Genomic DNA, 20,256 nt, shown 5'->3' on the forward strand with positions numbered 1-20,256 from the left:
GGTTGGGGTGATCGTCCGGATCCCGGCTGCCGGCGCCGTAGCCCACCTTCTCGAGGCGCAGCGGCGGGATCGGTCCGAACTCTTCGGCCAGCGTTGCCACCAGCGCCGCGCCGGTCGGCGTGACCAGCTCTCCTTCGAAAGGGCCGCCGAAAAGCGGCTTGCCTTTCAGGATCTCGACCGTCGCGGGCGCCGGCACCGGGAAGATGCCGTGCTCGCAGCGGATGATTCCGGAGCCGGCGGGCAGCGGCGAGGCGATCACGCGATCCACCTGGAGCTCGTGCAGGCAGAGGCAGGCCCCCACGATGTCGACGATGGCGTCCACCGCTCCCACCTCGTGCAGATGAACCGCCTCGGGCTCGATGCGGTGCACCCGGGCCTCCGCTTCCACCAGCGTCTCGAAAACCCGCAGCGCCTGCGACCGGACCGTCGGAGGCAATCCGCCGGCCGCCACGATGCGGCGGATTTCCCGCCAGCCGCGATGCGGGGTATGCGGGTGAGAGTGGCCGTGGTCGTGCCGGGGCAAAGGAGCGCGGGCCCGGTGGCGCCCGCGGCGCGGGATGGAACGACGCGGCGAATCGTCGATCTTCACCTGGACCTGCGTGCCCCCCAGCCCGCCGCGCAGCACGCGCCGCGACGACAGGGAGTAGCCGCCCAGCGGCAGCTTCGCAAGGCTCCGCTTCAGCGTCGCCAGGCTCACGCCCAGGTCGACGGAGAGACCCAGGAACATGTCGCCCGAGATACCGGAGAAACAGTCGAGGTAGAGGACCCGGCGGGCCGCGCCCGGCAGCCCGTAGGCCGAAGCTCTCCGCTTCATCTCAGGAGCGTCCTTTCATTGGAATGTCGAAGTGCCGGGGTCAGGATGCTATCGGCGGGTGGGAGGACTGTCAAATGGGACGCGGCGCCGGGGATGTCACGGGGGCGCCCCTTCAGAAGCTCACCCGCGCCTGGAAGGAGCCGGGGCCGATCGAGAAGCTGACCGGCGGAGGCTCGCGTCGCGCCCTCTCGTGCGAGTCGGAGAGAATCTGCCCCACGCTGAAGCCGGTCACCAGGCCCAGGAAGACTTCCGGCGCCCAGTGCTCGTCGGCATCCAGCCTTTGATAGCCGGTCAGGAACGCCCCGGCGTACAGCGCGCTGGCCCCACCCACCTTCCAGAACCTCGCGGCGGCCGAGTCGTCGGAATGCACCACCAGGTACTGGCGGCTGAGGATCGGGACGACGGAGGCGGCCAGGGCGGCATGGCCGGAAACGCCGTGACCGCGGCGAGAGAAATAATCGATCTCCTCGCCGTCGAAGGGGCGCTGCGTGGAAAGCACCGATTGGCCGATGCCGGTGAGCAGCGCGGTGTGACCGGCCGATTCGAGGAGCAGGACCGCGGTCTCCTTCTCGCGCGCATTCCGGGTCGCGAAAGATGCCCCGTAAGCCAGCAGCGCCAGAGTCGGCGCGAAGCCTTCATGTCCCATGACGCTGATCCGGTCGAGGAACTCGGAAGTCTGCGGGTCGCTGCGCTCCTGGACCCAGCGGCGGATCTCCTCGCGGTACAGGTAGAGCAGACCCACCGTCCCGGCCGTGAGGGCCACCTTGGTGACGCCGACGCGATCCAGGTGCGCGGGCCGTGTCCAGAGGTAACGGGCGTCGCTGCCCACCTGGCGCCAGCCATGGGGATGGGGCTCGCCGATCTGATCCATGGGCGGCGCGGGGACAACGGATTCCACGCCTTGGGGCTCCGAGGCCGCGGCCAGAGGCGCCGCCCCGAGCAGGAAGACCGTTGCCACGACCCTTCGAAAAAAGCCGCTCATTCCACTTCCTCGAAGCAGCCGAGGGGCGATTCCCGCAGGGTCAGGCTCGAGCAGCGCGCATCGAGATCACGATACTCGGATAGGTGTCGCCGCAGAAAATCCTCGTAGACATCCCGGTCTTGCCAGCGATCCAAGGTCAGGTAACGCGACGAATCCCGGGTTTCGCGCAGGAGCCGGGTGCCGAGGAACGAGGGGCTGCTGGCAAACAGCTTTGCCCAGACGCCCTGCGGTCCATAGAGCGCTTCGAACTCTGACCGCGTCGCGGCATGCACCACGAATTCCCAGACGATCACGTAGGCCACGACACACCTCAGAGCGGAGCGACCGCTTTGCAGAGCCGGCGTGCGGCCTTGGCCCAGCCGTCGCGCCGAACCGGCGACCATCCGGTGAGCTGACGCGCCAGAAAACGGATGCGCGTCTCGGCGAGCGGTGCAGGCAGCATCTCCAATTGGAGGTGCCGCAGAAACTCGGGCGGCACAGAGGCGCCGAAGGCCAGGACCGCCAGACGGAGCCCCACGCAGAGAGAGGGCCCGGCGCCACATTCACGCGCCATGCGCTCGAGCTTACCCCAGTCCCAGGGCGGGGTATCGTCATCGACCAGCAGGGCGATTTCCAAAACATCGCGCAGGCAGCCGAGGTAGCGGTGCAGCCTGAGGTGCAGGCAGAGATGCAGCAGCCGGTCCTCGCGGCAGGGAACCCTCAACTCTCCACCCGCGAAGCGCACCGTCTCGCCGCGGCTCCGGAAGGCATCCGTCAGCGGCTTTTCCAGGACCCGCTCCGGCACGACCTCGCGATGCAGCTCGATTACCAGGCCCGAGCCGGGATCCATCTGTGGGGCGCCATGATGGTGGCGAGGCGATTCGGGCCGCGGCTCCTGGAAGCATGGCACGAAGCCGAGCGTCTCGAGCGCGGCCCGCGCATCGGTCTCGCGCTCGGAGGGGACGAGGAGATCGACGTCGCGCATCTCCCGCAGCGCGTCTTCCTGGTAGAGCGTCAGGCTTTGCGCGAAGCCCTTCAGCGCCATCGGCTCGACGCCGATGCCGCGCAAAGCTTGTACCACAGCCTCCAGCTTCGGCCGCCACCGGAGCTGATGGAAGGCGACGGTGGCCTTGCGGCGCTCCAGCCAGGCGCCCGCGGCCTGGCCGTGCAGGCCGCGCTGCGCCACCCATCGCAAGAGCAGCAAGTCCATGCCGAGCGCTTCGGCAGCCCGCAGGCCCGAGTCGATGAGATCCCCCGCGGGCGCCATCCCGGTTCGACATTGCGCAATCAGGCGGGCCAGAGGCGGGCGGTAGGCATCCACCTGCCAGTCCTCCAGCCCGGCGCGCAGATTCTCCAAAGCGTCGGCGATCCCGAAAGCACCGCGCAGCGCGCGGCGGTGCAGGGCCATGGTCCAGCGGCCCACCCGGTTCGGAGAGGCTCCCGCGGCGCGCGTTACCCAGCGGGTCTGCGCCGCCGCCCATTTCCCGACCCACTCCCAGCAGGGCCCGGCGATAAAGCGGGCACCATGCGGAGCCGACAGCGCCACCACGATTCCCATCACGTCGGTCGGATCGATCGGCGGGTCGGCCTGCGATGAAGCGTCCCCCTGGGTAATCCAGCGGCGGGAGCCGGTATCGCCGATCTCGCTTCCGATGATCCGGTGGGTGACCAGGCCGCCTGGCTGCAGGATGACCACGACGTCGCCGAGCCTTGGTGCCTGCGACCCATGCGAGACGACGAGTCCGGTGGCATGCTCGGTGAGCGGCATCATGCTGCCGCCCGAAAAAGCCATCTGGCTGCGTCGCCACGAGCCTCTCCATAGACGGTAGAGCTCGAGCCCCATGCGATCCGGCTGCGTCGCCATCAAGCTCTTGCCCCACCATGATGCAGGATGTCGAGTGCCGCTTCGGCACGCTCGGGAGGCGTGCCACCGCTCAGACGCACGAAGCGCGCATGGCCGAGCAGGCGCGCCGCCGTCACCAGGAGCAGGCCGGGCGACATCTTGCCGCGGCCCAGGGCAGAGCTTTGCGGGCGCCGATTGTGCAGGTCCGAAAGCATCTCCACCAGCGCATCGCCCGCGGGAACCGGATGCATCGCCAGCCGCCGGCGAAAGGCTCCGGCGCGGCTGCGCACGCGTTCCATCGAATAGACACGCGCACGGTGTTGGCTGAACCAGTCCTGCAGCCGCGCGGCGAGCAGCCTTCCTTCGGGGAGCGTGACACGCAGATGCGCGCGCCCCGGCGTGGACGGGCGCAAAGGGCGCACCCGGGCGCCGGAAAGCCTCCGGAGCAGCGACGGGCGGCAGGCTTCGTCGAGAACCAGATCGTAGGTCTGGGCGGTCCCGGAACGGGGGCCCAGGAGAAGCACCGCGGCGGGAGGCGACGGACCTCCCACTCTCATTCCCGGGACCGCCGCGGGATCCAGCAAGTGTTTGCCCCACTCGCGGACCTTGGAGACGCGGAGCAGGTCGCGCGCCCAGGGAGAATCGGAGACGATCGCGACGCTGCGCGGGAACGGATGCACCGCTCCATCGCGGACACCGATCGGGGCGTAGTCGTCCGAGAGAAAACCGCAGCCGCGCCGGGCGAGCTCCATCACGAGCGACGTCTTGCCGAATCCCGGCGGGCCGCAAATCAACAGCGCGCGGCCCTCGCTCGAGACGACCCCCGCGTGGAAGATCAGGTAGCCGCGCAGGGCGTCGATGAGGGCTTCGGTCAACAGCGACAGGCCGTGGCTCGCGGGGGCCGAGCGCGGCAGCGGGAAGCGCCTTGTCGCGATGGTGATGGAAGGACGCGGGGCGTGCAGCCTCAGGACGATGCGCCGCTGGGCGCGCAGGGCACCCGGCGCGAGAAAGTGCCGGTACTGGAAGCGCAGCAATCCGGCGACGGAGAGGTCGTCCGTGAGGATGCGCACGGAGCTGCCGAGCAGTTGCAGGCGAAGGCTAGAAAACGAGCTGTTTCGAGCGCAGCGCGCGGAGTGCGCCAAGGACGTCGCTTCGGACATCGCGATCCCCGGGGACCTTGAACTCGGCTCGCAGGTCGCGCTCGATCGAGTCGAGATCGTGGCTTCCGTCACACAGGCTGTAGATGTGCGCGGCCGATTCGTTCAGGAGGTGCACGGCTCCCTCGCGCGCATCATAGACCATCAGGTCGCCTCCGATGGACTGCTCCTCGAGGCCATCGCGGCGGCGGGGCTGAACCGTGCTGGTGGGAGTGGAAATCATTGCGCTCTGGAACGCGTATCCGCGCGAAGAGAACCCCGATAATAAAGAAAGGGCAGCTCGCGGTCACGAGCTGCCCTCGATTCATCGGGACCGTCGATCCGTAAGATCAGTCCTTGCCAGCAATACCTCTGCCACGCCCACCCTTCGAGTTCGATCCTCCTGACGAGCCGGTCGGATCGGCACCCGGAGCCGTATCCAGGGTGGGGGCTGCGTACGACGTGGTGGATCCCATTCTTTCCATGATTTCCGATTCGGTGTAGCTGGTGATGGAGGGAGCTTCGTAAGGACGTCGATTGCTGGCCATCTCATCCGCTCCTGTCTTGCCGCCGGGTCGTGAAGACCGCTTGGAATAAGTGCTTTTGCCGTCCGTCGATACGCAAAGCTATCCCGAGTGCGGAGAGGATGTCAAGAGGCCTGGTCCATCTTATTGCCGGGACTGCTCCGGCTCAATGAATGGTCGCACCCTCGTCATCCTCGGCCAAGTCGCTGTTTTCCAGCGTTTTGTGAATGAATTCGGCCTGCTCGAACTCCCGGGTGGCTTCCTGGACCCGTCCCATTTTCAAATAAATGCGGCCCAGATTGAGATAGGGAAAGTGGCGCGGCTCGTAGCGACGCGCGAGCTTGGCTTTTTCCAGCCAGGGAATGGCCTCCTCGATCTGCCCGAGGTGAACGAGGTAGGAGCCGATGTCGTTGTAGGGGTTGCCGAACTCCGGGTCCACCTCGATGGCGGTCTTGCATTCGGCGATCGCTTCGTCGTAGCGGCCCAGGAAGGAATAGGTCCAACCCAGGAAGGTATGAGCCTCGGCGGTGGGATGAGCGTCGATGGAGGCCCGGTACAGCTGGATTGCCGCCTGGTAGTCGCCCTGCATCTGGCGCTCGTAGGCGTTCCTGAGGAGATGGGCGGCGCGCTGCTCGGCGTGCATGGTCTTTTCGTCGGTTCTTTCCATGCGCTTCCTCCCAGGCTTCAAAACCTGGAACGGATGGTCCTTATTTCCCTCTGCGGGCGGGAGGGCGGCGCAACGTCTCGAGCAGAACGACGGCCATCCAGGCCAGGGCGGCCAGCCCGCCCAGGGTCAGGTCATGGCCCGCCTGGGCGTAGGAGACTTCCCGCAGGTAGGCCGCGAATCCGCCCAGGGCTCCCAAGACCGCCAGCATCCGCAGAACCTGGGTGGAATCCAGCGGCGGCTCGCGACGCAGCGCCGCCGTGATTCTTCTCGCCAGGGCCGCCAGCCCTCCCGTCAGGAGGAGCAGGCTGAGCCCCACGCCGGCGTCGTGCAGCCAATCGGTGCCCAGCCCGAGCAAGTCGCGAAGCGCGTGCAGCAAGTTCCCCGCGGCCGATCAGGAGGTCCGGGTCCGGATGGCCGACATCGCGTAGAGCGAGAAGACAAAGAGGATCAGGATCGGAGCGACAAGGCTCCCGGTGGACCAATCGGTCGAGCGCAGCAGGATCCAGGCCGCCAGGGACGCCCCGATGCTCACCACCGCAAGGATCGCGACGTGGCGCGGCAGGGCCAGGGGCTTCTCCAGCAGGCGGCTGTGGCGGTACCCGTACAAGGCGTAAAGGACGAGGCCGACCGCCAGCCACCCCAGAAAGCGCCACCAGGTGATCGTGGGAAGGCCCCGCATCAGCCAGATGCACGAAGCGACTCCCGCCAGCGCGAATTCCGTCTTGACCAGCTCCGGGACCGGCCTGCCCGTCGCCTTGTTGAACAGCCCGATGCCCGAGAAAGCGGTGCCGGTCAGGGCGATGCCGATCATGATGACCAGCTCCAGCCTGCTTCCCCAGTCGGCCGCCTTCGCGACCAGGCCGGGAAGGTACGCGAGCAGGGCGATCCAGATCGGCAGCAGCGGGATCCAGGGAGTGCGGAAGGGGCGCACGCGATCGGGCTCGCTGTGACGCAGCACCATGATGCCGACGCATACCAGTACGAAGGCGAACAGGGTGCCGATGTTGGTCAGCTCCACGATCTCGTCGATGGAGGCGAAGGCCGAGAAGGTCGCCACGAAGACGCCGGTCCAGATGGTGGTGACGTGCGGCGTGCGGTAGCGTGGATGGACCCGCGCGAACCAGCGCGGCAGCAGTCCGTCGCGCGACATCGAGAAGAAGATGCGCGGCTGTCCCAGTTGGAACACCAGCAGGACCGCCGTCATCGCCACCACCGCGCCGAACGAAACGACGCCGGCTGCCCAATCCTTGCCGATGAATGAGAGGGCCTTGGCCAGCGGATCGGCGATCCCCAGCTCGGGATAGGGGATGATCCCGATCAGCACCACGGCCACCGCGATGTAGATGATCGTGCACAGGACGAGCGAGCCGATGATGCCGATGGGAATGTCCCGCTTCGGGTTGCGCGTCTCCTCCGCCGCCGTGGAGACGGCGTCGAAGCCGATGTAGGAGAAGAAGATGATCGCGGCTCCCGCCTGCACGCCGGCCCAGCCCCCTGGGAAGAAGGGCGTGAAGTGTTCGGCCTTCACATAGTTGAAGCCGACGAAGACGAACAGCACGAGGATCATGAGCTTGAGTCCCACCATCAGGTTGTTGACCGCCGCGCTCTCCTTCACCCCGATCACCAGGACCCAGGTGACCAGCGCGACGATCGCCACGGCCGGCAGGTTCATGACGATGGGGAACCCGAAGAGGTGCGGTGCGGCGTCGAGGATCTCGGGAGTGCGCAGGGCGGTTCTGAGGTCGGTCGCCAGCCACGGAGGGATGGTGAGGCCGAAGGCGTGCTTCAGGACGTCGTTGAAATAGGCCGACCAGGAGATCGCCACCGCGATGTTTCCGACCGCGTACTCGATGATCAGGTCCCAGCCGATGATCCAGGCGATCATCTCGCCCAGGGTGGCGTAGGCGTAGGTATAGGCGCTGCCGGCGATCGGGATCATGGCGGCGAACTCGGCGTAGCACAGGGCGGAAAAGACGCAGGCGACGGCGGTGAGGATGAAGGAGAGGATGATGGCGGGGCCGGCCCCGGGGCGATCGGCGTTCCCCGCCGCCGCCGTCCCGATCGAGGCGAAGATCCCGGTGCCGATGACGGCGCCGATCCCCAGCATCGTCAGATCGAGCCAGCCGAGGGAGCGCTTCAGCCCGTGCGCTTCTCCGTCAGCCTCCCGGGTCATCCGATCGACGTTCTTGGTGCGGAAGAGCGACTCGAGCATCGGTTTGCGCGGCTCCCGGGAAGCAGGGCACAGGGAGAAGCCGCGGCAGTGTACGGAGACGGCCCCGGCAGTGTCAACCGCAAATCAGACGAGACCGTTGGCACGCGACCCTGGGCCTGGTCGACGGGTCGCGTGGCGAGGGCGGGCTCCGGCTTCGGGGCGCTTGCCGCCGGGAGGGCCCTCGGGCTCACAGAACGAGGCCGCCGAGGCGGAAGGGAAGCCTAGACCTGGTTGACCGGCCGGGTGGCGAGTGCCGGCTCCGGGGCGCCCGCGGCCGGCAGATCCCTCAGCCGGATCATCACCCACAGCACAAGCCCGGCGTAAGTCAGGGCCGCCGCGACGAAGGGCGCCCTGAGATGAATCGCCACCAGAATGCCGCTGGCCAGCGGGCCGACCGCTCCACCCAGGAGCGACGCGCTGCTCAGGATGCCGTAGAGCGAGGCGCGGCGATGCGGCGGGATGAGCGGACCGGCCGCCGCGAAGCCCAGGGTCAGGGCGCCTCCGGCCAGGATCCCTGCCAGGACCCGCAGAACCAGGAACTGCGTCGGTGTCCTGCAGAGCACCATCAGGGCGGTCAGCAGCGCCGAGCCCGAGAGGACGCCCACCAGGATGCCCGCGGGGCGGCGCCGCGCCGCCACGTGACCCAGGACATAGGCCGAGGCCGCGGCGGCGAGCGCGTAGCTGGTGACGATGAGGCCGGAGCTGGTGGCCACGCGCACCGAATCGTCCCCCACCATCGACTGCACGACGAGCGGGATCACCGTGGGGAAGCAGCGGTCCACGAGGTTAACCAGGAACAGGAAAGGGATGAGCGGCAGGAAGCCGGGAAGGGAGCGGACGAGCTTCCAGCGGCTTCCCCTCGAGTCGGCGCCGCTCAGGCTCCCGGGAGCGGGATGGGCCGTGGCGGCGGAATCCCGGTAGAGGATCAGAATCAGAATGAGGGCGAAGGCGCAGCAGGCCGAGGTGACCAGGAAAGCGTTGCGGATTCCCACCAGGGCGTAGAGCAGCCCTCCTGCAAAGGGACCTGCCGCGGTGCTCAGGATCTGAGTTGCCTGCAGCGTCCCGATGGCGCGGCCGATGCGCTCGTGCGGACAGCCCTGGGTCACCAGCGCCGCCGACATGGCGGAAAAACCGGAAAAGATCCCCAGCACGATGCGCAGGATCAGGACCTGCGTGACGTTCTCGGCAAAGTACATCAGGGCCCAGATGACCGTCATCGTGATGAGAACGCGCCCCACCATCAGCTTCATGCCGGTGCGCTCGGCGATCCTGCCCCAGAACGGGCCGAGCAGCGCCGCCAGCAGGGGCGGCGCGCTCAGGAGCAATCCGGACCAGAAGGCGATGCGCTCCACTCCCACCACCCCGAGCTCGGCGACGTACAGCGGCAGGAAGGGCATCACCAGCGTGAAGCCGAAAAAGACCAGGCCCGCGGCGATGTTCACGGCAGCTTGATTGCGGCGCCACCCTTCGGCGGGAAGCGCGAGGGCGGCCCGCAGCGAAGGCAGGGGAGGACGGCTCAAGAAGGTCCCTCGGGTCGGAGGAGCGTCGGAGAACGCGTCATTATAGACGGCGCTTGTGCGGGGTGGGGCACCCGGCTAGAATCCCGGCCGGCCGGAACAGGAGATCCCATGGCGGCGATCGAGTTCGGACACCAGCCCCTGGTCAAAGTGACACGCGGCGAGGCGATCGAGTCGGTGCACTACGGCGCGCTCGCCGTGGTCGATTGCCGGGGCGAGGTGCTGGCGCGCGTGGGAAGCCCCGAATCGACCGCCTTCCTGCGATCCGCCGCCAAGCCGTTCCAGGCGCTCCCGCTCCTGACTTCCGGGGCGGTCGATCGTTTCCGCATCACGGCTCGGGAGCTCGCGGTGATCGTCGCGTCGCACAACGGCGAGAAGCCGCACCTCGACGCGGTTCTTTCCATTCTCAAGAAGACCGGCTGCAAGCCGGGCCAGCTGCAGTGCGGCGCGCACATGCCGTTCTACCGTCCCGCGGCCGCCGCGCTGGCGAGCAAGGGGCGCTCTCCTTCGGTCCTGCACAACAACTGCTCCGGCAAGCATGCGGGAATGCTGGCGCTCGCCCGGCACTGGGGGATTCCCGCGCGAGACTACCTGAATCCGGACCATCCGGTGCAATCGACCATCCGGAAAGTCCTCGCGACCTATACCGGAGTTTCGGAAGGCGCCATTCTCGGAGGGGTGGACGGCTGCTCCGCGCCGACTTTTGCACTCTCCCTGAGGGAAGCGGCGCTGGCCTATGCCCGGCTGCTGGATCCGCGCTTTGGGACGGCCGAGGAGCGCGCCGCGGCCGGCCGGGTGGTCGCCGCCATGCGCGCCTATCCGGGGATGGTGGGCGGCACGGGCCGGCTCGACACGGCCCTGATGCGGGCGATCGGCGGGGTCTTCATCTCGAAGATCGGCGCCGAGGGCTTCTACGGCATGGCTTACCGTGACGGCGGGAAGGGGATCGGCATCGCCCTCAAGATTGCCGACGGCGATGGCGACAGGGCGCGTACCAGCGTGGCCGTGGAGATGCTTGCGCAGCTCGGGCTGCTGGAGGCGGGCGCTGTAGCGAAAGTCTTGAAATCCCAGAGACTTCCAGATGTCCGCAATGTCCGGGGACGGGTGGTCGGCAAGGTTGGCGCGCTGTTCGACCTGCGCTGAAGGCAGCCCGCAGACTGGTTCGGAGCGGGCGGCGACAGCCGGATAATTGGCGCTCGGCCCAAAACCTGCGTGCTATAATGACGCCCGCCTCACGCCCCCGTGCCCCCGACTTTATTGGAACGGGCGGCCCCACCAGAATTGCCCGCGACGAGGGTAAGCCATGGGAACCAAGATTCTGGATGTTCAGGACGGCAACTTCGACCGGGAAGTGCTTCAATCCCACGTTCCGGTGATGCTCGATTTTTCTGCCGAGTGGTGCGGCCCCTGCCAGAAAATGGTCCCGATCTTCGAGGAGATTGCCGCCGAGTTCGAGGGGCGGGCGAAGGTCGCCACCATCGACGTCGGCCTTGCCCAGGAGACCGCCGTGCGCCTGGGAGTGATGTCGGTCCCGACGGTGATTTTCTTCAAGGACGGGCGGGTCCAGGAGACCCTCGTCGGTCCGTCGCAGAAAAGCGCTCTGGTCTCCCGCCTGCAGCGGCTTCTCTGAGTTTCCCCGCTTGATGCAATCCTTCCAGGATCTCCTGAACGGCTGGAACGCACAGCTCAAGGTCCTGCTGGAATCGCGCCTCGACTCCTTCTCGCCGCTCGCCTATCTCATCGTCTTCGCGGCGGGGGTCCTGACATCGTTCACCCCGTGTGTCTATCCGATGATCCCGGTAACGGTGACCTACATCGGGGGCTCCCAGGCCGGCTCGAAGAAGCGCGCGGCGACGCGCACCGTCGTCTACGTCCTGGGGATCGCGATCGTCTATGCGGCGCTCGGGGCGTTTGCCGCGCTGACCGGACGCTTCTTCGGACAAATCTCAACCAACCCATGGGTCTACTTCGTGGTGGGGAACATCATCCTCCTGTTCGGGCTGTCGATGCTGGATGCCATCGTGATTCCGGTGCCCGGGATCCTGGCGCGCGGCGGCAAGCGGGGAGACGGCTACCTCGGAGCCATGGTGATGGGGATGGCCTCGGGGTTCGTGGCCGCTCCCTGCACGGCGCCCGTTTTGGGCACCGTGTTGATCTACGTCGGATCGCGCGGTAACGTGCCCTATGGGGCATCGCTGCTGTTCGCCTTCGCGCTCGGCCTCGGGTTCCTCCTCCTGCTGCTGGGGATCTTCGCCGGCGCGCTCACCTCGCTTCCCAGGGCGGGGGCCTGGATGGTGACGGTCAAGAAAGTCTTCGGCTTCGGCATGATTCTGGTTGGCGAGTATTTCCTCGTCCGGATGGGAAGGTTGATGCCATGAGACGTTGGCTCCTCTCCGCTGCCTGCTTGGCGGTATTCCTTGCCTTTCCCGGCGCCGCGCCCGCCTCGGATGAATCCCTGATCGGCAAGCTGGCGCCTCCTTTCACGCTCACCGATCTCTCGGGAAAGAAGATTGCCCTGCAGAGCTATCGCGGGAAGTCGGTCGTGCAGATCGTCGGCTGGGCCGCCTGGTGCCACGGGTGCCGCCTGGAGATCCCGCGGCTGAAGGAGGTTTACCAGAAGTATCACGGCTCCGGATTCGAGATACTGGCCCTCACCGGCCCCTACGGCCAGGACCTGGAGAAGGTGAAGAGCTTCGCCCGGGAGTTCTCCCTGCCCTATCCCGTGCTGTTCGACAGCGGGACCAAGGTCCTCGAGCTGTATCGCATCAATTCCGTTCCGACCAACCTGATCCTGGACCTGGATGGCCGCGTGGTCTACGAAGGGGCCCAGCTGCCCGAGGACTATGAGCGGCGGATCGAGAAGCTCCTTTCCCCGCGCCGCAGCGGCTGAGGCCGGCGCCGGCCGGCGCCTTACCGCGGAGCGCCCGCATCGATGAACGTCCAGCCTGAGTTCCGACTCGGCACTTCCCGCCAGCGGGTAATCCTCGCCGGCGTCCGCGGCCCGCGCCAGACCCCCGACGAGATCCAGGAACACCTCGAGGAGCTCTCCCGCCTGACCGAGACGGCGGGCGGAACGGTGAGCGGCGTCTTCGTGCAGGAGCGCCAGCGGCGGGATCCGGCGCGCGTGCTCGGCCGGGGAAAGATCGAGGAGATGGCGCGCGCGGTCGAGTCGCTGCGCGCCGGGCTGGTCATCTTCGACGAGGACCTGTCGCCGGCCCAGGCGCGCAATCTGGAGCGCGATCTCGGCGTGCCGGTCCTGGATCGCGCCGGTCTCATCCTGGACATCTTCGCGCTGCGGGCGCGCAGCCGCGAAGCCCGCGTCCAGGTGGAGCTGGCGCAGCTGCGCTACCTGCTGCCGCGACTGACGCGGCGCTGGACCCACCTGGAGCGCCAGGCGGGCGGCATCGGTGTTCGGGGTGTGGGAGAGACCCAGCTGGAGACCGACCGCCGCCTGATCCAGAAGCGCATCGCCCATCTCGAGTCGAAGCTCGGACGCATCGAGCAGGAGCGCGGCCAGCGCCGCAAGCGCCGCAGCGAAGCGCCGCAGGTCGCGCTCGTCGGCTACACCAACGCCGGCAAGTCGACGCTGCTGAACCGGCTTACGGGCGCCGGAGCTTTCGTCGAGGACCGCCTGTTCGCCACGCTCGACCCGCTCGTGCGGCAGGGGAGCGACGGCTTCTCCCGTTTCCTGTTCATCGATACGGTCGGGTTCATCCGCAAGCTACCGCCGCAGCTGGTGGCCTCTTTCCGCAGCACCCTGGAGGAGGCGCGCGAGGCGGACGTGCTGCTGCACGTGGTCGACGCGAGCGATGCCTCGCTCGAGGATCACATGAAGACGACGCGGCAGATCCTCGCGGAGATGAAGCTGGACGACAAGCCCGTCATCACCGTCTTCAACAAGGCCGATCGCCTCGCGGCGGAGAGCGACCGGTTGGCGCTGCTGCGGATTGAGCCGTCGGCGGTGCTGGTGTCGGCGGTCGAGGGCCGAGGGATGGAGGTTCTGCGCCGGGTGCTGGAGGAGGCGGCGGCTGAGGAGACGGTGATGGGGCAGGCGGCCGTGGATCCGGCGGCCGGATCGGCCATCGCGCGCATCCACGCCATCGCCGACGTGCTGGGGAGCGCCATGGTCGATGGGAAGCTGGTCATCCGCTACCGGGCACGGCGCAAGGATGCCGCGTCGCTGGGGCGGCTCATCCAAGAGGCGGGAGGGAGCTGATGGCGGGCGCCAGATTGAAGGTGGGCGTGATCTTCGGGGGACGCTCGGTGGAACACGAAGTCTCCATCGTGTCGGCCCGCTCCATCGCGAAGAACCTGGACGCGGCGAAGTACGAGGTGGTGCCGATCGGCATCTCACGGGAAGGGCGCTGGTTCACTTCCTCCGATGGGGAGAGGCTTTTTCGGGAGGGATCGCAGGCTTCCGACCGGATTCCCTGCACGCTGCCGCCGGATCCCGCCGTGCACGGCATCCTGGTGCTGCGTCCCGGGTCGGTGCCGGAGGCGATTTCGCTCGACGTGGTGTTCCCGATCGTCCACGGAGGCCAGGGAGAGGACGGTACGCTCCAGGGGCTGTTGGAGATGGCGGATCTTCCGTACGTCGGCTCGGGTGTGCTCGGCTCGTCGATGGGGATGGACAAGGACGTGATGAAGCGGGTGTTCCACGAGGCGGGGCTGCCGATCGTGCGCAGCCGCACCTTGCTGCGCGCCGCCTACGAGGAGGATCGTGCCGCCGTCCTGCGGTCGCTGCCCGGCGATTTGGGCTATCCCTGCTTCGTGAAGCCCGCGAATACGGGCTCCAGTGTCGGCATCAGCAAGGTGAAGAGCTCCGGGGATCTGGGACGCGCCCTCGATCAGGCGTTCCGCTACGATCGCAAGATTGTCGTGGAGCAGGGGCTGGAGGCGCGGGAGATCGAGTGCAGCGTGCTGGGCAATGACGCGCCGGTCGCCTCGGTGGCCGGCGAGATCGTCCCGTCGCGGGAGTTCTACGACTACGAGGCGAAGTACATCGACGAGGGGTCGCAGCTGCTGATTCCGGCCCCGATCTCCCCGCAGGCCGCGGAGGAGGTGCGCCGCATGGCGCTGGCCGCCTTCCGGGCGCTCGATCTCTGCGGCATGGCGCGCGTCGATTTCTTTCTGGAGAAGCGCTCCGGAGGGCGCCTGGTCCTCAATGAAGTCAATACGCTGCCGGGCTTTACCTCCATCAGCATGTACCCCAAGCTGTGGGAGGCGAGCGGAGTTCCCTATCCCGAGCTGCTGGGCCGGCTGCTCGACCTTGCGCTGGAGCGCCAGGACGACAAGCGGCGCTCTTCCAGCGACTTCCGTCCCGGCTCGGGGCGACAGGATCCTTGACAAGGAGGGGAGGGCGCATTATCGTAACCGGTGTTTATGAGTGAGGCTGCACGGCCTTCGATATGACCGACACCGGCGTTCTCGTCCTCAACCGACTGTTCCAGGCCATCCAGATCACCTCAGTCCGCCGGGCCTTCTGCCTGCTCTACAAGGGAGAAGTTCGGGCGGTGGCGCCCGATTACACCACCTACGACTGGGAGGATTGGAAGGACATCCCGCCGCAGGGCAACGACGAGTTCATCGCCACTCCGGGTTTCCGGGTGCGCATTCCGCGCGTCGTCCTCCTGCTGCACTTCGACAGGCTCCCGCGGCACGACGTCCGCTTCACCCGCAAGAACATCTTCTTCCGCGATCGTAACCGCTGCCAGTACTGCGGCCACCGCTTTTCGACCAGCGATCTGAACCTGGATCACGTCACTCCTCTGTCGCGCGGCGGCAAGTCGACCTGGGACAACGTGGTCTGCTGCTGCGTCCGCTGCAACAGCCGCAAAGGCGGCATGCTGCCGCACGAGGCAGGGATGCACCTGGTGAAGCTGCCGGTGAAGCCGCGCTGGCACCCGTTCGTCAAACTCACCTTCAGCCACTCCCGCTACGAGTCCTGGAAGAACTTCCTGGACGTTGCCTACTGGAATACAGAGCTCATCGATTAGTCGCCAACCAGAAATAACTGCCCTTACAGCCGACCGGCCGGAAGACGGCCGGCGGCTGAACGGCATCGCGGCACTCGACGTGCCTTGCGATCCGGGCGGCACGGCGCCCTCTTTGCCAACTCGGTTTCTGATGCGACACCCCGGAGGCCTGATTTCCCTCGCCGCGGGCGGATTGCCGAGGCTGGCGGGGTCCTTCCAAGTGTGGTATTTTCCGGCATCATGAATCGGGCTTACGGCGGCGGCGCTTCGATGGGTATCGGAGGCGCGATCACGCCGGCGGTCAAGGGCCTGATCATCGCCAACTCAGCGGTCTTCCTCTTCGAGTTCATCCTCCACAGCCTGGGCCTGGACGGTGTCTTCGTGCGCCTTTTTGCGCTGCAGCCCGACATGGTCTACGGGAGGCTGCACGTCTGGCAGCTAGCCACCTACCTGTTCCTGCACGGCGATCTGATGCACCTGCTCATGAACATGTTCATGCTCTGGATGTTCGGCGCCGAGATGGAGAGGTTGTGGGGCTCCTCCCGCTTCCTGAAGTACTACTTCCTGACCGGCGTGGGCGCGGGAATCGTGACCTGCTTCTTCTCACAGAGCAGCCGGACCATCGGTGCCTCGGGGGCCATCTTCGGTGTGATGCTTGCCTACGGCATGACCTTCCCGAACCGCGAGATACTCTTCTGGCTCATCTTCCCGATGAAGGCCAAGCACTTCGTCTTCCTGATGGGGGGCATCGAGCTGCTGGCATCGGCCAGCTGGGTCTCCGACGGCATCGGCCATTTCGCGCACCTGGGAGGGATGCTGTTCGGCTACGTCTATCTCAAGAAGGCGTGGCGGCTGCGGGACTGGCTGGCGGAGGTGCGGTGGAAGGCACGGCGCCGGCGGTTCCAGGTCTTCGACGGCGACGAAGAGCGAAAAAAATACCCCTACCACTAAAGGTGATAGGGGTATCGGATTCCTAAGCTCAGTCCTTCAGTTGCAGTGCTGCTCCAGGATGGTCTGGAGGAGCAGGGCCACGTAATCGTCCGATGCCCCTTCCGGCACCACCGACCGGAAGTTCTGCACCACCGATCCGTGATGCAGGATCCCCAGCCACAGAGCGCGATTCTTGGCGACTCCGGCGACCGCGTTGCCGCAGGCCGGCGAGGCAATCATCACGGAGTTGGTGTTGTTGCTGGCTCCGGGAGGAACGTTCGGAACATCTCCTCCGCCATCCGGGGTGACGTCGGGACCAAAATGGTTGTTGCGGCCCCCGCCCCGGATCGGAGCGTCAAGCGTCGGCACGTGAGTCGCCTTCAGGATTTCGGCCGGGGCCTTCCGCACCAGCTCGCGGAACAGGTCGCGCGGGCTCGATTCCAGGTTGCCGGTCAGCGGGTCGAAAGTCGCCAGCATGGCGGAGCCGTTGCGTCCCAATTCGGTCCAGACGATGTAGCCGGTGCCGAAGGCGTCGACGCCGGCCTCCGGGCGCACATGGTGCCGCGGCGAGCTGGTGAGGTACTCGACGGGGGACCACTGCTGATTCTCGAACTTGGAAAAGGCAATTTGATCGAACGTGCCGTTCCGGCGGGACCAGATCAGCACGGGCCCCGGGCTTCCCGGGACCAGCATGAGGAACGGGTCGTGGTCCGCCTGGTGATCCTGCGTCGGGGCAATGAGCGAAGTCTGTGTGCCGGACTCGTTCGTGAGCGTCAGCTCCAGGGCGGTGGAGTCTTCCGAGGTTCCCCCCGGTGCCTCCACCACGTCCACGGAGTAGCTCGTCCCGTCGACGTCAACCACCATTACGGTCGCCCCGATGCTGGAGACGAAGAGGAGCGCGGCCGCCGCAACGAAACCCCAACGAGCTATCGTTCTCATCGTCGCACCTAACTCGGGTTCTTGAAGTTGAGAATCTTGCTGACGTCGAAGGTCTTCAGGAAGTCCTTCAGGAAGTCCAGTCCCGGATAGAATTCCTGTAGCTTTCCGAAGTAGAAATCCGATTCCTTCTCATTCCCCTGGAGGAAGTGGATCTCGCCGAGAAGGTAGTAGCACGTCTTGATGATGTCGGTGTATTGCTTGCGCAGAGCCATCCCCAGGGCCCGCCGCCCGTACATCTCCGCCTTGCGCAGCGAGCGCAGCTGCATGTAGGCGAAGCTGAGGTCCTGGAAGCACTCGGTGATGCAGCGCTGGTTGCGGCGCGGGCGCGCCAGGCCGAGGGCTTCGTGGATGTGCAGGATGCCCTCGCGGTGCTCTCCCACGAGGATGAGGCAGTAGCCCAGGTTGTCCAGGTAGTGCTCGGTGGGCCAGCGCTCCGCCAGTCCCGCCTCGCGCGCGATGCGCAGCGCCTCTCGGTACTCCGCAATCGCTTCCCGGAAATAGCTCTGCATGAGGTAGAGATTCGCCAGCCGGTTCCTGGCGATCGCCTTCCAGTGGGGCTCGAGGAACGCGCTTTCCGCCAGCGCCTTGCGGCAGTAGAAGAAGGCGCGATGAATCCTTCCCTGCTTGGAAAGGCTGCTCGCCAGGTTGGCGGAAGCGATGAACAGGATCTGGGGATCGGTGCAGCGCAGGAGAATCTCGCGCAGTCCCTGCTCTGCGGCCCGGAAGTCGCCGAGACAAAGATGCACCGTGCTCTGGTTGCAGATGGAGCGATCGATTTCCTTCTGGTCCGGGCCCGATTCCGCGAGACGCTTGGCGAGGTCGAACATGTCCATCGCGGTCTTGAAATTGCCGCGACGCACCTCCTCGTACGCCTCCTTGGTGAGCTGGTCGTAGCTATCCTTCCATGCTCTATCCATACCGACCTACTCTTTCTTGTGGTCCCGCTCTTGGCGGAAACCCGTGGGCAAATCCAGGTCGGGGGCGCCTCCGCCCTCCTCGAAGCGCTTGAAACGCATGAAATCCCAGACCTCCCGCTGGGCCTCGGCGTCCAGTTTCTGGAACTCCCGAAGGAAATCGACGTCCTTGTCGGAAATACTGGGCGGGGCTTCCTCGTGGAAGAATTCCGCGATGTTGATCTGGAAAATGGACAGAATCTTGAAGAGGCTTTCGAGACTGACTTTGTACTCTCCGTTCTCCATGCGGCAGAGATCGGACTGCTGGATCCCGATGCTGGCCGCGAGCTCCGCTTGAGTCAGGTTCCGATCTTTGCGCAGAGTCCGGATGCGATCACCTACCAGGAGAGGCTGCCGGTACTTCGCTCGGCTGGATCCCACGACCGCTGTCCTTTTCGGAGCCAAATCCCGATAAAAGCCTTGGTTGATGCGGCTTACGGCAAATGCTGCTATCGCAAAATTTCCTTGACACGAATTGTTGCGAAACTTATAATCACGTCGTCAGCTCACAACGAAGCTCGTCCAAAACGCCAAATTTCTGATTCTCGAGGCGCTCGACGCTTGGCAACCAGAGCACGGGGAAGGTCCATTGAGATTCCGGAGCCGCCACCGATTTGCATGGAGGGTAACCCGGTTTTTCATGTCAAAACCCTGTTGGTCGTCGGTTTTCGCTGAGCGTCAGGAGCAGGACGAAGCATCAGAAATTTGACGTAAGTTTAGGCCCATGAGGGGCCATTGTCAAGGGCGAAATATTTGCGGGCCGTCAGCCTGAGCAGCCGGTTCCACCCTTCGTCACCCGACGGAGGCCCTGAGTTGAGGTAGTGGATGGAATCCAGGCCCCAGGAGCGTAGCAGTTCGGTATCGAAGTATCTCTCCGACATCGGTGAGTTCCCCCTCCTGACTCGCGAGGAAGAGCAGCAGTTGGCCGCCGCGCTGCAGGACGGCAACGGGGCCCTCAACGAGCTGGTGGAATCGAACCTCTCCTTCGTCGTCAAGATCGCCTCCGAGTACCGCAATTTGGGCCTGCCGTTCGAAGATCTGCTCAACGAAGGGAATATCGGCCTGATCGAGGCGGCGCACCACTTCGACCACAACCGAGGCACCAAGTTCATCACCTATGCCATCTGGTGGATCCGCAAGTCGATCCTCCGGGCCCTGTCGCAGCATTCCAACCTCGTCCGCATCCCCAACTACCAGCTCAAGAAAGTCAAGAACGTGCGGGCCACCGAGCGTGCGCTGGTCCGGGAGCTGGGCCGCAAGCCCGACCGTGAGGAGATCTCCCGCGAGCTGCAGAGCACGATCGCCAAGATCGACGAGATCCTGCAGATCAAGCTGCGCGAGCTGTCGCTCGACGACAAGATCGGCCGCGACAAAGACACTCCCATCTCCGACTACCTGGTCGACGAGGGCTCCACGAACCCCGAAGAGGAGCTCCTCAAGGAGGAGAGTGAAGTCCTGATCCGCCTGGCGCTGAAGGACCTGAACGAGCAGGAGAAGACGGTCATCGTCGACCGCTTCGGCCTGGAAGGCGGACGCACCTTCACCCTGAAGGAGATCGGCGAGCGCATGGGGATCAGCCGCGAGCGGGTGCGACAGATCGAGGCGCAGGCCAAGAAGCGGCTGCGCAAGCTCATCACGCACAACCGCGCGCTGGCCCGCAGCAAGACGCGGGAGCGGGTCGAGGTCATCGCCAGGATCGAAACTTCGAGGCTGCGGCTGTCGCACTGATTCCGGCGCAGCCGATTTCCGTATCCGGGGCCGCAAGGCCCCTTTTTTTTGCCCGCA

The 20,256-nt window shown here is 66.0% G+C and carries 23 protein-coding genes; 9 read left to right on the forward strand and 14 right to left on the reverse strand.

Annotated features, from left to right (window positions below):
* The 11 genes from VFW45_04205 to VFW45_04255 form a co-directional block, all read right to left on the reverse strand.
* A partial coding sequence (locus VFW45_04205) for a LarC family nickel insertion protein (protein ID HEU5179968.1) occupies window positions 1-814 on the reverse strand: 814 nt, incomplete at its 3' end.
* A gap of 112 nt (window positions 815-926) precedes the next feature.
* Entirely contained in the window at window positions 927-1,796 is an 870-nt protein-coding gene (locus tag VFW45_04210) for a hypothetical protein (protein ID HEU5179969.1), read from the reverse strand.
* Window positions 1,793-2,098 carry an antibiotic biosynthesis monooxygenase gene (locus VFW45_04215; protein ID HEU5179970.1) on the reverse strand — a complete coding sequence of 102 codons (306 nt, stop codon included), beginning with the start codon at window positions 2,096-2,098 and terminating at the stop codon, window positions 1,793-1,795. Before VFW45_04215 ends, VFW45_04210 begins: the two co-directional genes overlap by 4 nt.
* Before the next feature lie 8 nt (window positions 2,099-2,106).
* Window positions 2,107-3,639, reverse strand: a complete 1,533-nt coding sequence (locus tag VFW45_04220) for a nucleotidyltransferase family protein (GenBank protein HEU5179971.1) — start codon at window positions 3,637-3,639, stop codon at window positions 2,107-2,109.
* Entirely contained in the window at window positions 3,639-4,688 is a 1,050-nt protein-coding gene (locus tag VFW45_04225; GenBank protein HEU5179972.1) for a hypothetical protein, read from the reverse strand. The genes VFW45_04220 and VFW45_04225 overlap by 1 nt, the downstream gene beginning before the upstream one ends.
* Window positions 4,689-4,716: 28 nt before the next feature.
* Window positions 4,717-4,998: an HPr-rel-A system PqqD family peptide chaperone gene (locus tag VFW45_04230; GenBank protein HEU5179973.1), complete on the reverse strand. Its 282-nt coding sequence runs from the start codon at window positions 4,996-4,998 to the stop codon at window positions 4,717-4,719.
* A 106-nt stretch (window positions 4,999-5,104) separates the two neighbouring features.
* Complete coding sequence (locus VFW45_04235) at window positions 5,105-5,302, reverse strand: hypothetical protein (GenBank protein HEU5179974.1); 198 nt, start codon at window positions 5,300-5,302, stop codon at window positions 5,105-5,107.
* Window positions 5,303-5,444: 142 nt separating this feature from the next.
* Window positions 5,445-5,945: a tetratricopeptide repeat protein gene (locus tag VFW45_04240; protein HEU5179975.1), complete on the reverse strand. Its 501-nt coding sequence runs from the start codon at window positions 5,943-5,945 to the stop codon at window positions 5,445-5,447.
* Between the two features lie 40 nt (window positions 5,946-5,985).
* Window positions 5,986-6,321, reverse strand: a complete 336-nt coding sequence (locus tag VFW45_04245) for a hypothetical protein (protein HEU5179976.1) — start codon at window positions 6,319-6,321, stop codon at window positions 5,986-5,988.
* Window positions 6,322-6,336: 15 nt separating this feature from the next.
* Window positions 6,337-8,157, reverse strand: coding sequence for an amino acid permease (locus tag VFW45_04250; GenBank protein HEU5179977.1), 1,821 nt, complete (start codon window positions 8,155-8,157; stop codon window positions 6,337-6,339).
* A gap of 221 nt (window positions 8,158-8,378) precedes the next feature.
* The gene (locus VFW45_04255) at window positions 8,379-9,677 is read right to left on the reverse strand and encodes an MFS transporter (protein HEU5179978.1); all 1,299 of its coding nucleotides are present in this window, start codon (window positions 9,675-9,677) and stop codon (window positions 8,379-8,381) included.
* Between the two features lie 108 nt (window positions 9,678-9,785).
* On the opposite strand from VFW45_04255, the gene VFW45_04260 reads away from it, so the two are divergent.
* The 8 genes from VFW45_04260 (at window position 9,786) to VFW45_04295 (ending at window position 16,600) form a co-directional block, all read left to right on the forward strand.
* Window positions 9,786-10,817 (forward strand): asparaginase, encoded by a 1,032-nt coding sequence (locus tag VFW45_04260; GenBank protein ID HEU5179979.1) that lies wholly within the window; start codon window positions 9,786-9,788, stop codon window positions 10,815-10,817.
* 160 nt (window positions 10,818-10,977) lie between these two features.
* Window positions 10,978-11,304, forward strand: a complete 327-nt coding sequence (gene trxA / locus VFW45_04265; GenBank protein HEU5179980.1) for a thioredoxin — start codon at window positions 10,978-10,980, stop codon at window positions 11,302-11,304.
* A 13-nt stretch (window positions 11,305-11,317) separates the two neighbouring features.
* Complete coding sequence (locus tag VFW45_04270; protein HEU5179981.1) at window positions 11,318-12,052, forward strand: cytochrome c biogenesis protein CcdA; 735 nt, start codon at window positions 11,318-11,320, stop codon at window positions 12,050-12,052.
* The gene (locus VFW45_04275; GenBank protein HEU5179982.1) at window positions 12,049-12,564 is read left to right on the forward strand and encodes a TlpA disulfide reductase family protein; all 516 of its coding nucleotides are present in this window, start codon (window positions 12,049-12,051) and stop codon (window positions 12,562-12,564) included. Before VFW45_04270 ends, VFW45_04275 begins: the two co-directional genes overlap by 4 nt.
* A 42-nt stretch (window positions 12,565-12,606) precedes the next feature.
* Window positions 12,607-13,890 carry a GTPase HflX gene (gene hflX / locus VFW45_04280; protein ID HEU5179983.1) on the forward strand — a complete coding sequence of 428 codons (1,284 nt, stop codon included), beginning with the start codon at window positions 12,607-12,609 and terminating at the stop codon, window positions 13,888-13,890.
* Complete coding sequence (locus tag VFW45_04285; protein HEU5179984.1) at window positions 13,890-15,020, forward strand: D-alanine--D-alanine ligase family protein; 1,131 nt, start codon at window positions 13,890-13,892, stop codon at window positions 15,018-15,020. The genes hflX and VFW45_04285 overlap by 1 nt, the downstream gene beginning before the upstream one ends.
* Before the next feature lie 62 nt (window positions 15,021-15,082).
* Window positions 15,083-15,670 (forward strand): HNH endonuclease, encoded by a 588-nt coding sequence (locus VFW45_04290; GenBank protein ID HEU5179985.1) that lies wholly within the window; start codon window positions 15,083-15,085, stop codon window positions 15,668-15,670.
* Between the two features lie 249 nt (window positions 15,671-15,919).
* Window positions 15,920-16,600, forward strand: a complete 681-nt coding sequence (locus VFW45_04295; GenBank protein HEU5179986.1) for a rhomboid family intramembrane serine protease — start codon at window positions 15,920-15,922, stop codon at window positions 16,598-16,600.
* Between the two features lie 36 nt (window positions 16,601-16,636).
* On the opposite strand, the gene VFW45_04300 is transcribed toward VFW45_04295, so the two are convergent.
* Genes VFW45_04300 through VFW45_04310 form a run of 3 tightly spaced genes read right to left on the reverse strand, consistent with a single transcriptional unit; the run spans window position 16,637 to window position 18,852 of the window.
* The gene (locus VFW45_04300; protein HEU5179987.1) at window positions 16,637-17,518 is read right to left on the reverse strand and encodes a hypothetical protein; all 882 of its coding nucleotides are present in this window, start codon (window positions 17,516-17,518) and stop codon (window positions 16,637-16,639) included.
* A gap of 8 nt (window positions 17,519-17,526) precedes the next feature.
* On the reverse strand, window positions 17,527-18,435 hold the full coding sequence (locus VFW45_04305) for a tetratricopeptide repeat protein (GenBank protein HEU5179988.1): 909 nt from the start codon (window positions 18,433-18,435) through the stop codon (window positions 17,527-17,529).
* Between the two features lie 6 nt (window positions 18,436-18,441).
* A complete protein-coding gene (locus tag VFW45_04310) occupies window positions 18,442-18,852 on the reverse strand; it encodes a helix-turn-helix transcriptional regulator (GenBank protein HEU5179989.1) in 411 nt (136 codons plus the stop codon).
* A gap of 444 nt (window positions 18,853-19,296) precedes the next feature.
* On the opposite strand from VFW45_04310, the gene VFW45_04315 reads away from it, so the two are divergent.
* Window positions 19,297-20,199 (forward strand): RNA polymerase sigma factor RpoD/SigA, encoded by a 903-nt coding sequence (locus VFW45_04315; GenBank protein ID HEU5179990.1) that lies wholly within the window; start codon window positions 19,297-19,299, stop codon window positions 20,197-20,199.
* Window positions 20,200-20,256: the final 57 nt, after the last annotated feature.

This window comes from Candidatus Polarisedimenticolia bacterium (assembly GCA_035764505.1).
In the GTDB taxonomy this organism is placed as follows: domain Bacteria; phylum Acidobacteriota; class Polarisedimenticolia; order Gp22-AA2; family AA152; genus AA152.

Coding starts and splice junctions, on each gene's coding strand:
- VFW45_04210 (HEU5179969.1), bottom strand. CDS start 1,796: ATGAGCGGCTTTTTTCGAAGGGTCGTGGCAACGGTCTTCCTGCTCGGG.
- VFW45_04220 (HEU5179971.1), bottom strand. CDS start 3,639: ATGGCGACGCAGCCGGATCGCATGGGGCTCGAGCTCTACCGTCTATGG.
- VFW45_04230 (HEU5179973.1), bottom strand. CDS start 4,998: ATGATTTCCACTCCCACCAGCACGGTTCAGCCCCGCCGCCGCGATGGC.
- VFW45_04235 (HEU5179974.1), bottom strand. CDS start 5,302: ATGGCCAGCAATCGACGTCCTTACGAAGCTCCCTCCATCACCAGCTAC.
- VFW45_04240 (HEU5179975.1), bottom strand. CDS start 5,945: ATGGAAAGAACCGACGAAAAGACCATGCACGCCGAGCAGCGCGCCGCC.
- VFW45_04250 (HEU5179977.1), bottom strand. CDS start 8,157: ATGCTCGAGTCGCTCTTCCGCACCAAGAACGTCGATCGGATGACCCGG.
- VFW45_04260 (HEU5179979.1), top strand. CDS start 9,786: ATGGCGGCGATCGAGTTCGGACACCAGCCCCTGGTCAAAGTGACACGC.
- trxA (HEU5179980.1), top strand. CDS start 10,978: ATGGGAACCAAGATTCTGGATGTTCAGGACGGCAACTTCGACCGGGAA.
- VFW45_04270 (HEU5179981.1), top strand. CDS start 11,318: ATGCAATCCTTCCAGGATCTCCTGAACGGCTGGAACGCACAGCTCAAG.
- VFW45_04275 (HEU5179982.1), top strand. CDS start 12,049: ATGAGACGTTGGCTCCTCTCCGCTGCCTGCTTGGCGGTATTCCTTGCC.
- hflX (HEU5179983.1), top strand. CDS start 12,607: ATGAACGTCCAGCCTGAGTTCCGACTCGGCACTTCCCGCCAGCGGGTA.
- VFW45_04285 (HEU5179984.1), top strand. CDS start 13,890: ATGGCGGGCGCCAGATTGAAGGTGGGCGTGATCTTCGGGGGACGCTCG.
- VFW45_04290 (HEU5179985.1), top strand. CDS start 15,083: ATGACCGACACCGGCGTTCTCGTCCTCAACCGACTGTTCCAGGCCATC.
- VFW45_04295 (HEU5179986.1), top strand. CDS start 15,920: ATGGGTATCGGAGGCGCGATCACGCCGGCGGTCAAGGGCCTGATCATC.
- VFW45_04300 (HEU5179987.1), bottom strand. CDS start 17,518: ATGAGAACGATAGCTCGTTGGGGTTTCGTTGCGGCGGCCGCGCTCCTC.
- VFW45_04305 (HEU5179988.1), bottom strand. CDS start 18,435: ATGGATAGAGCATGGAAGGATAGCTACGACCAGCTCACCAAGGAGGCG.
- VFW45_04315 (HEU5179990.1), top strand. CDS start 19,297: ATGGAATCCAGGCCCCAGGAGCGTAGCAGTTCGGTATCGAAGTATCTC.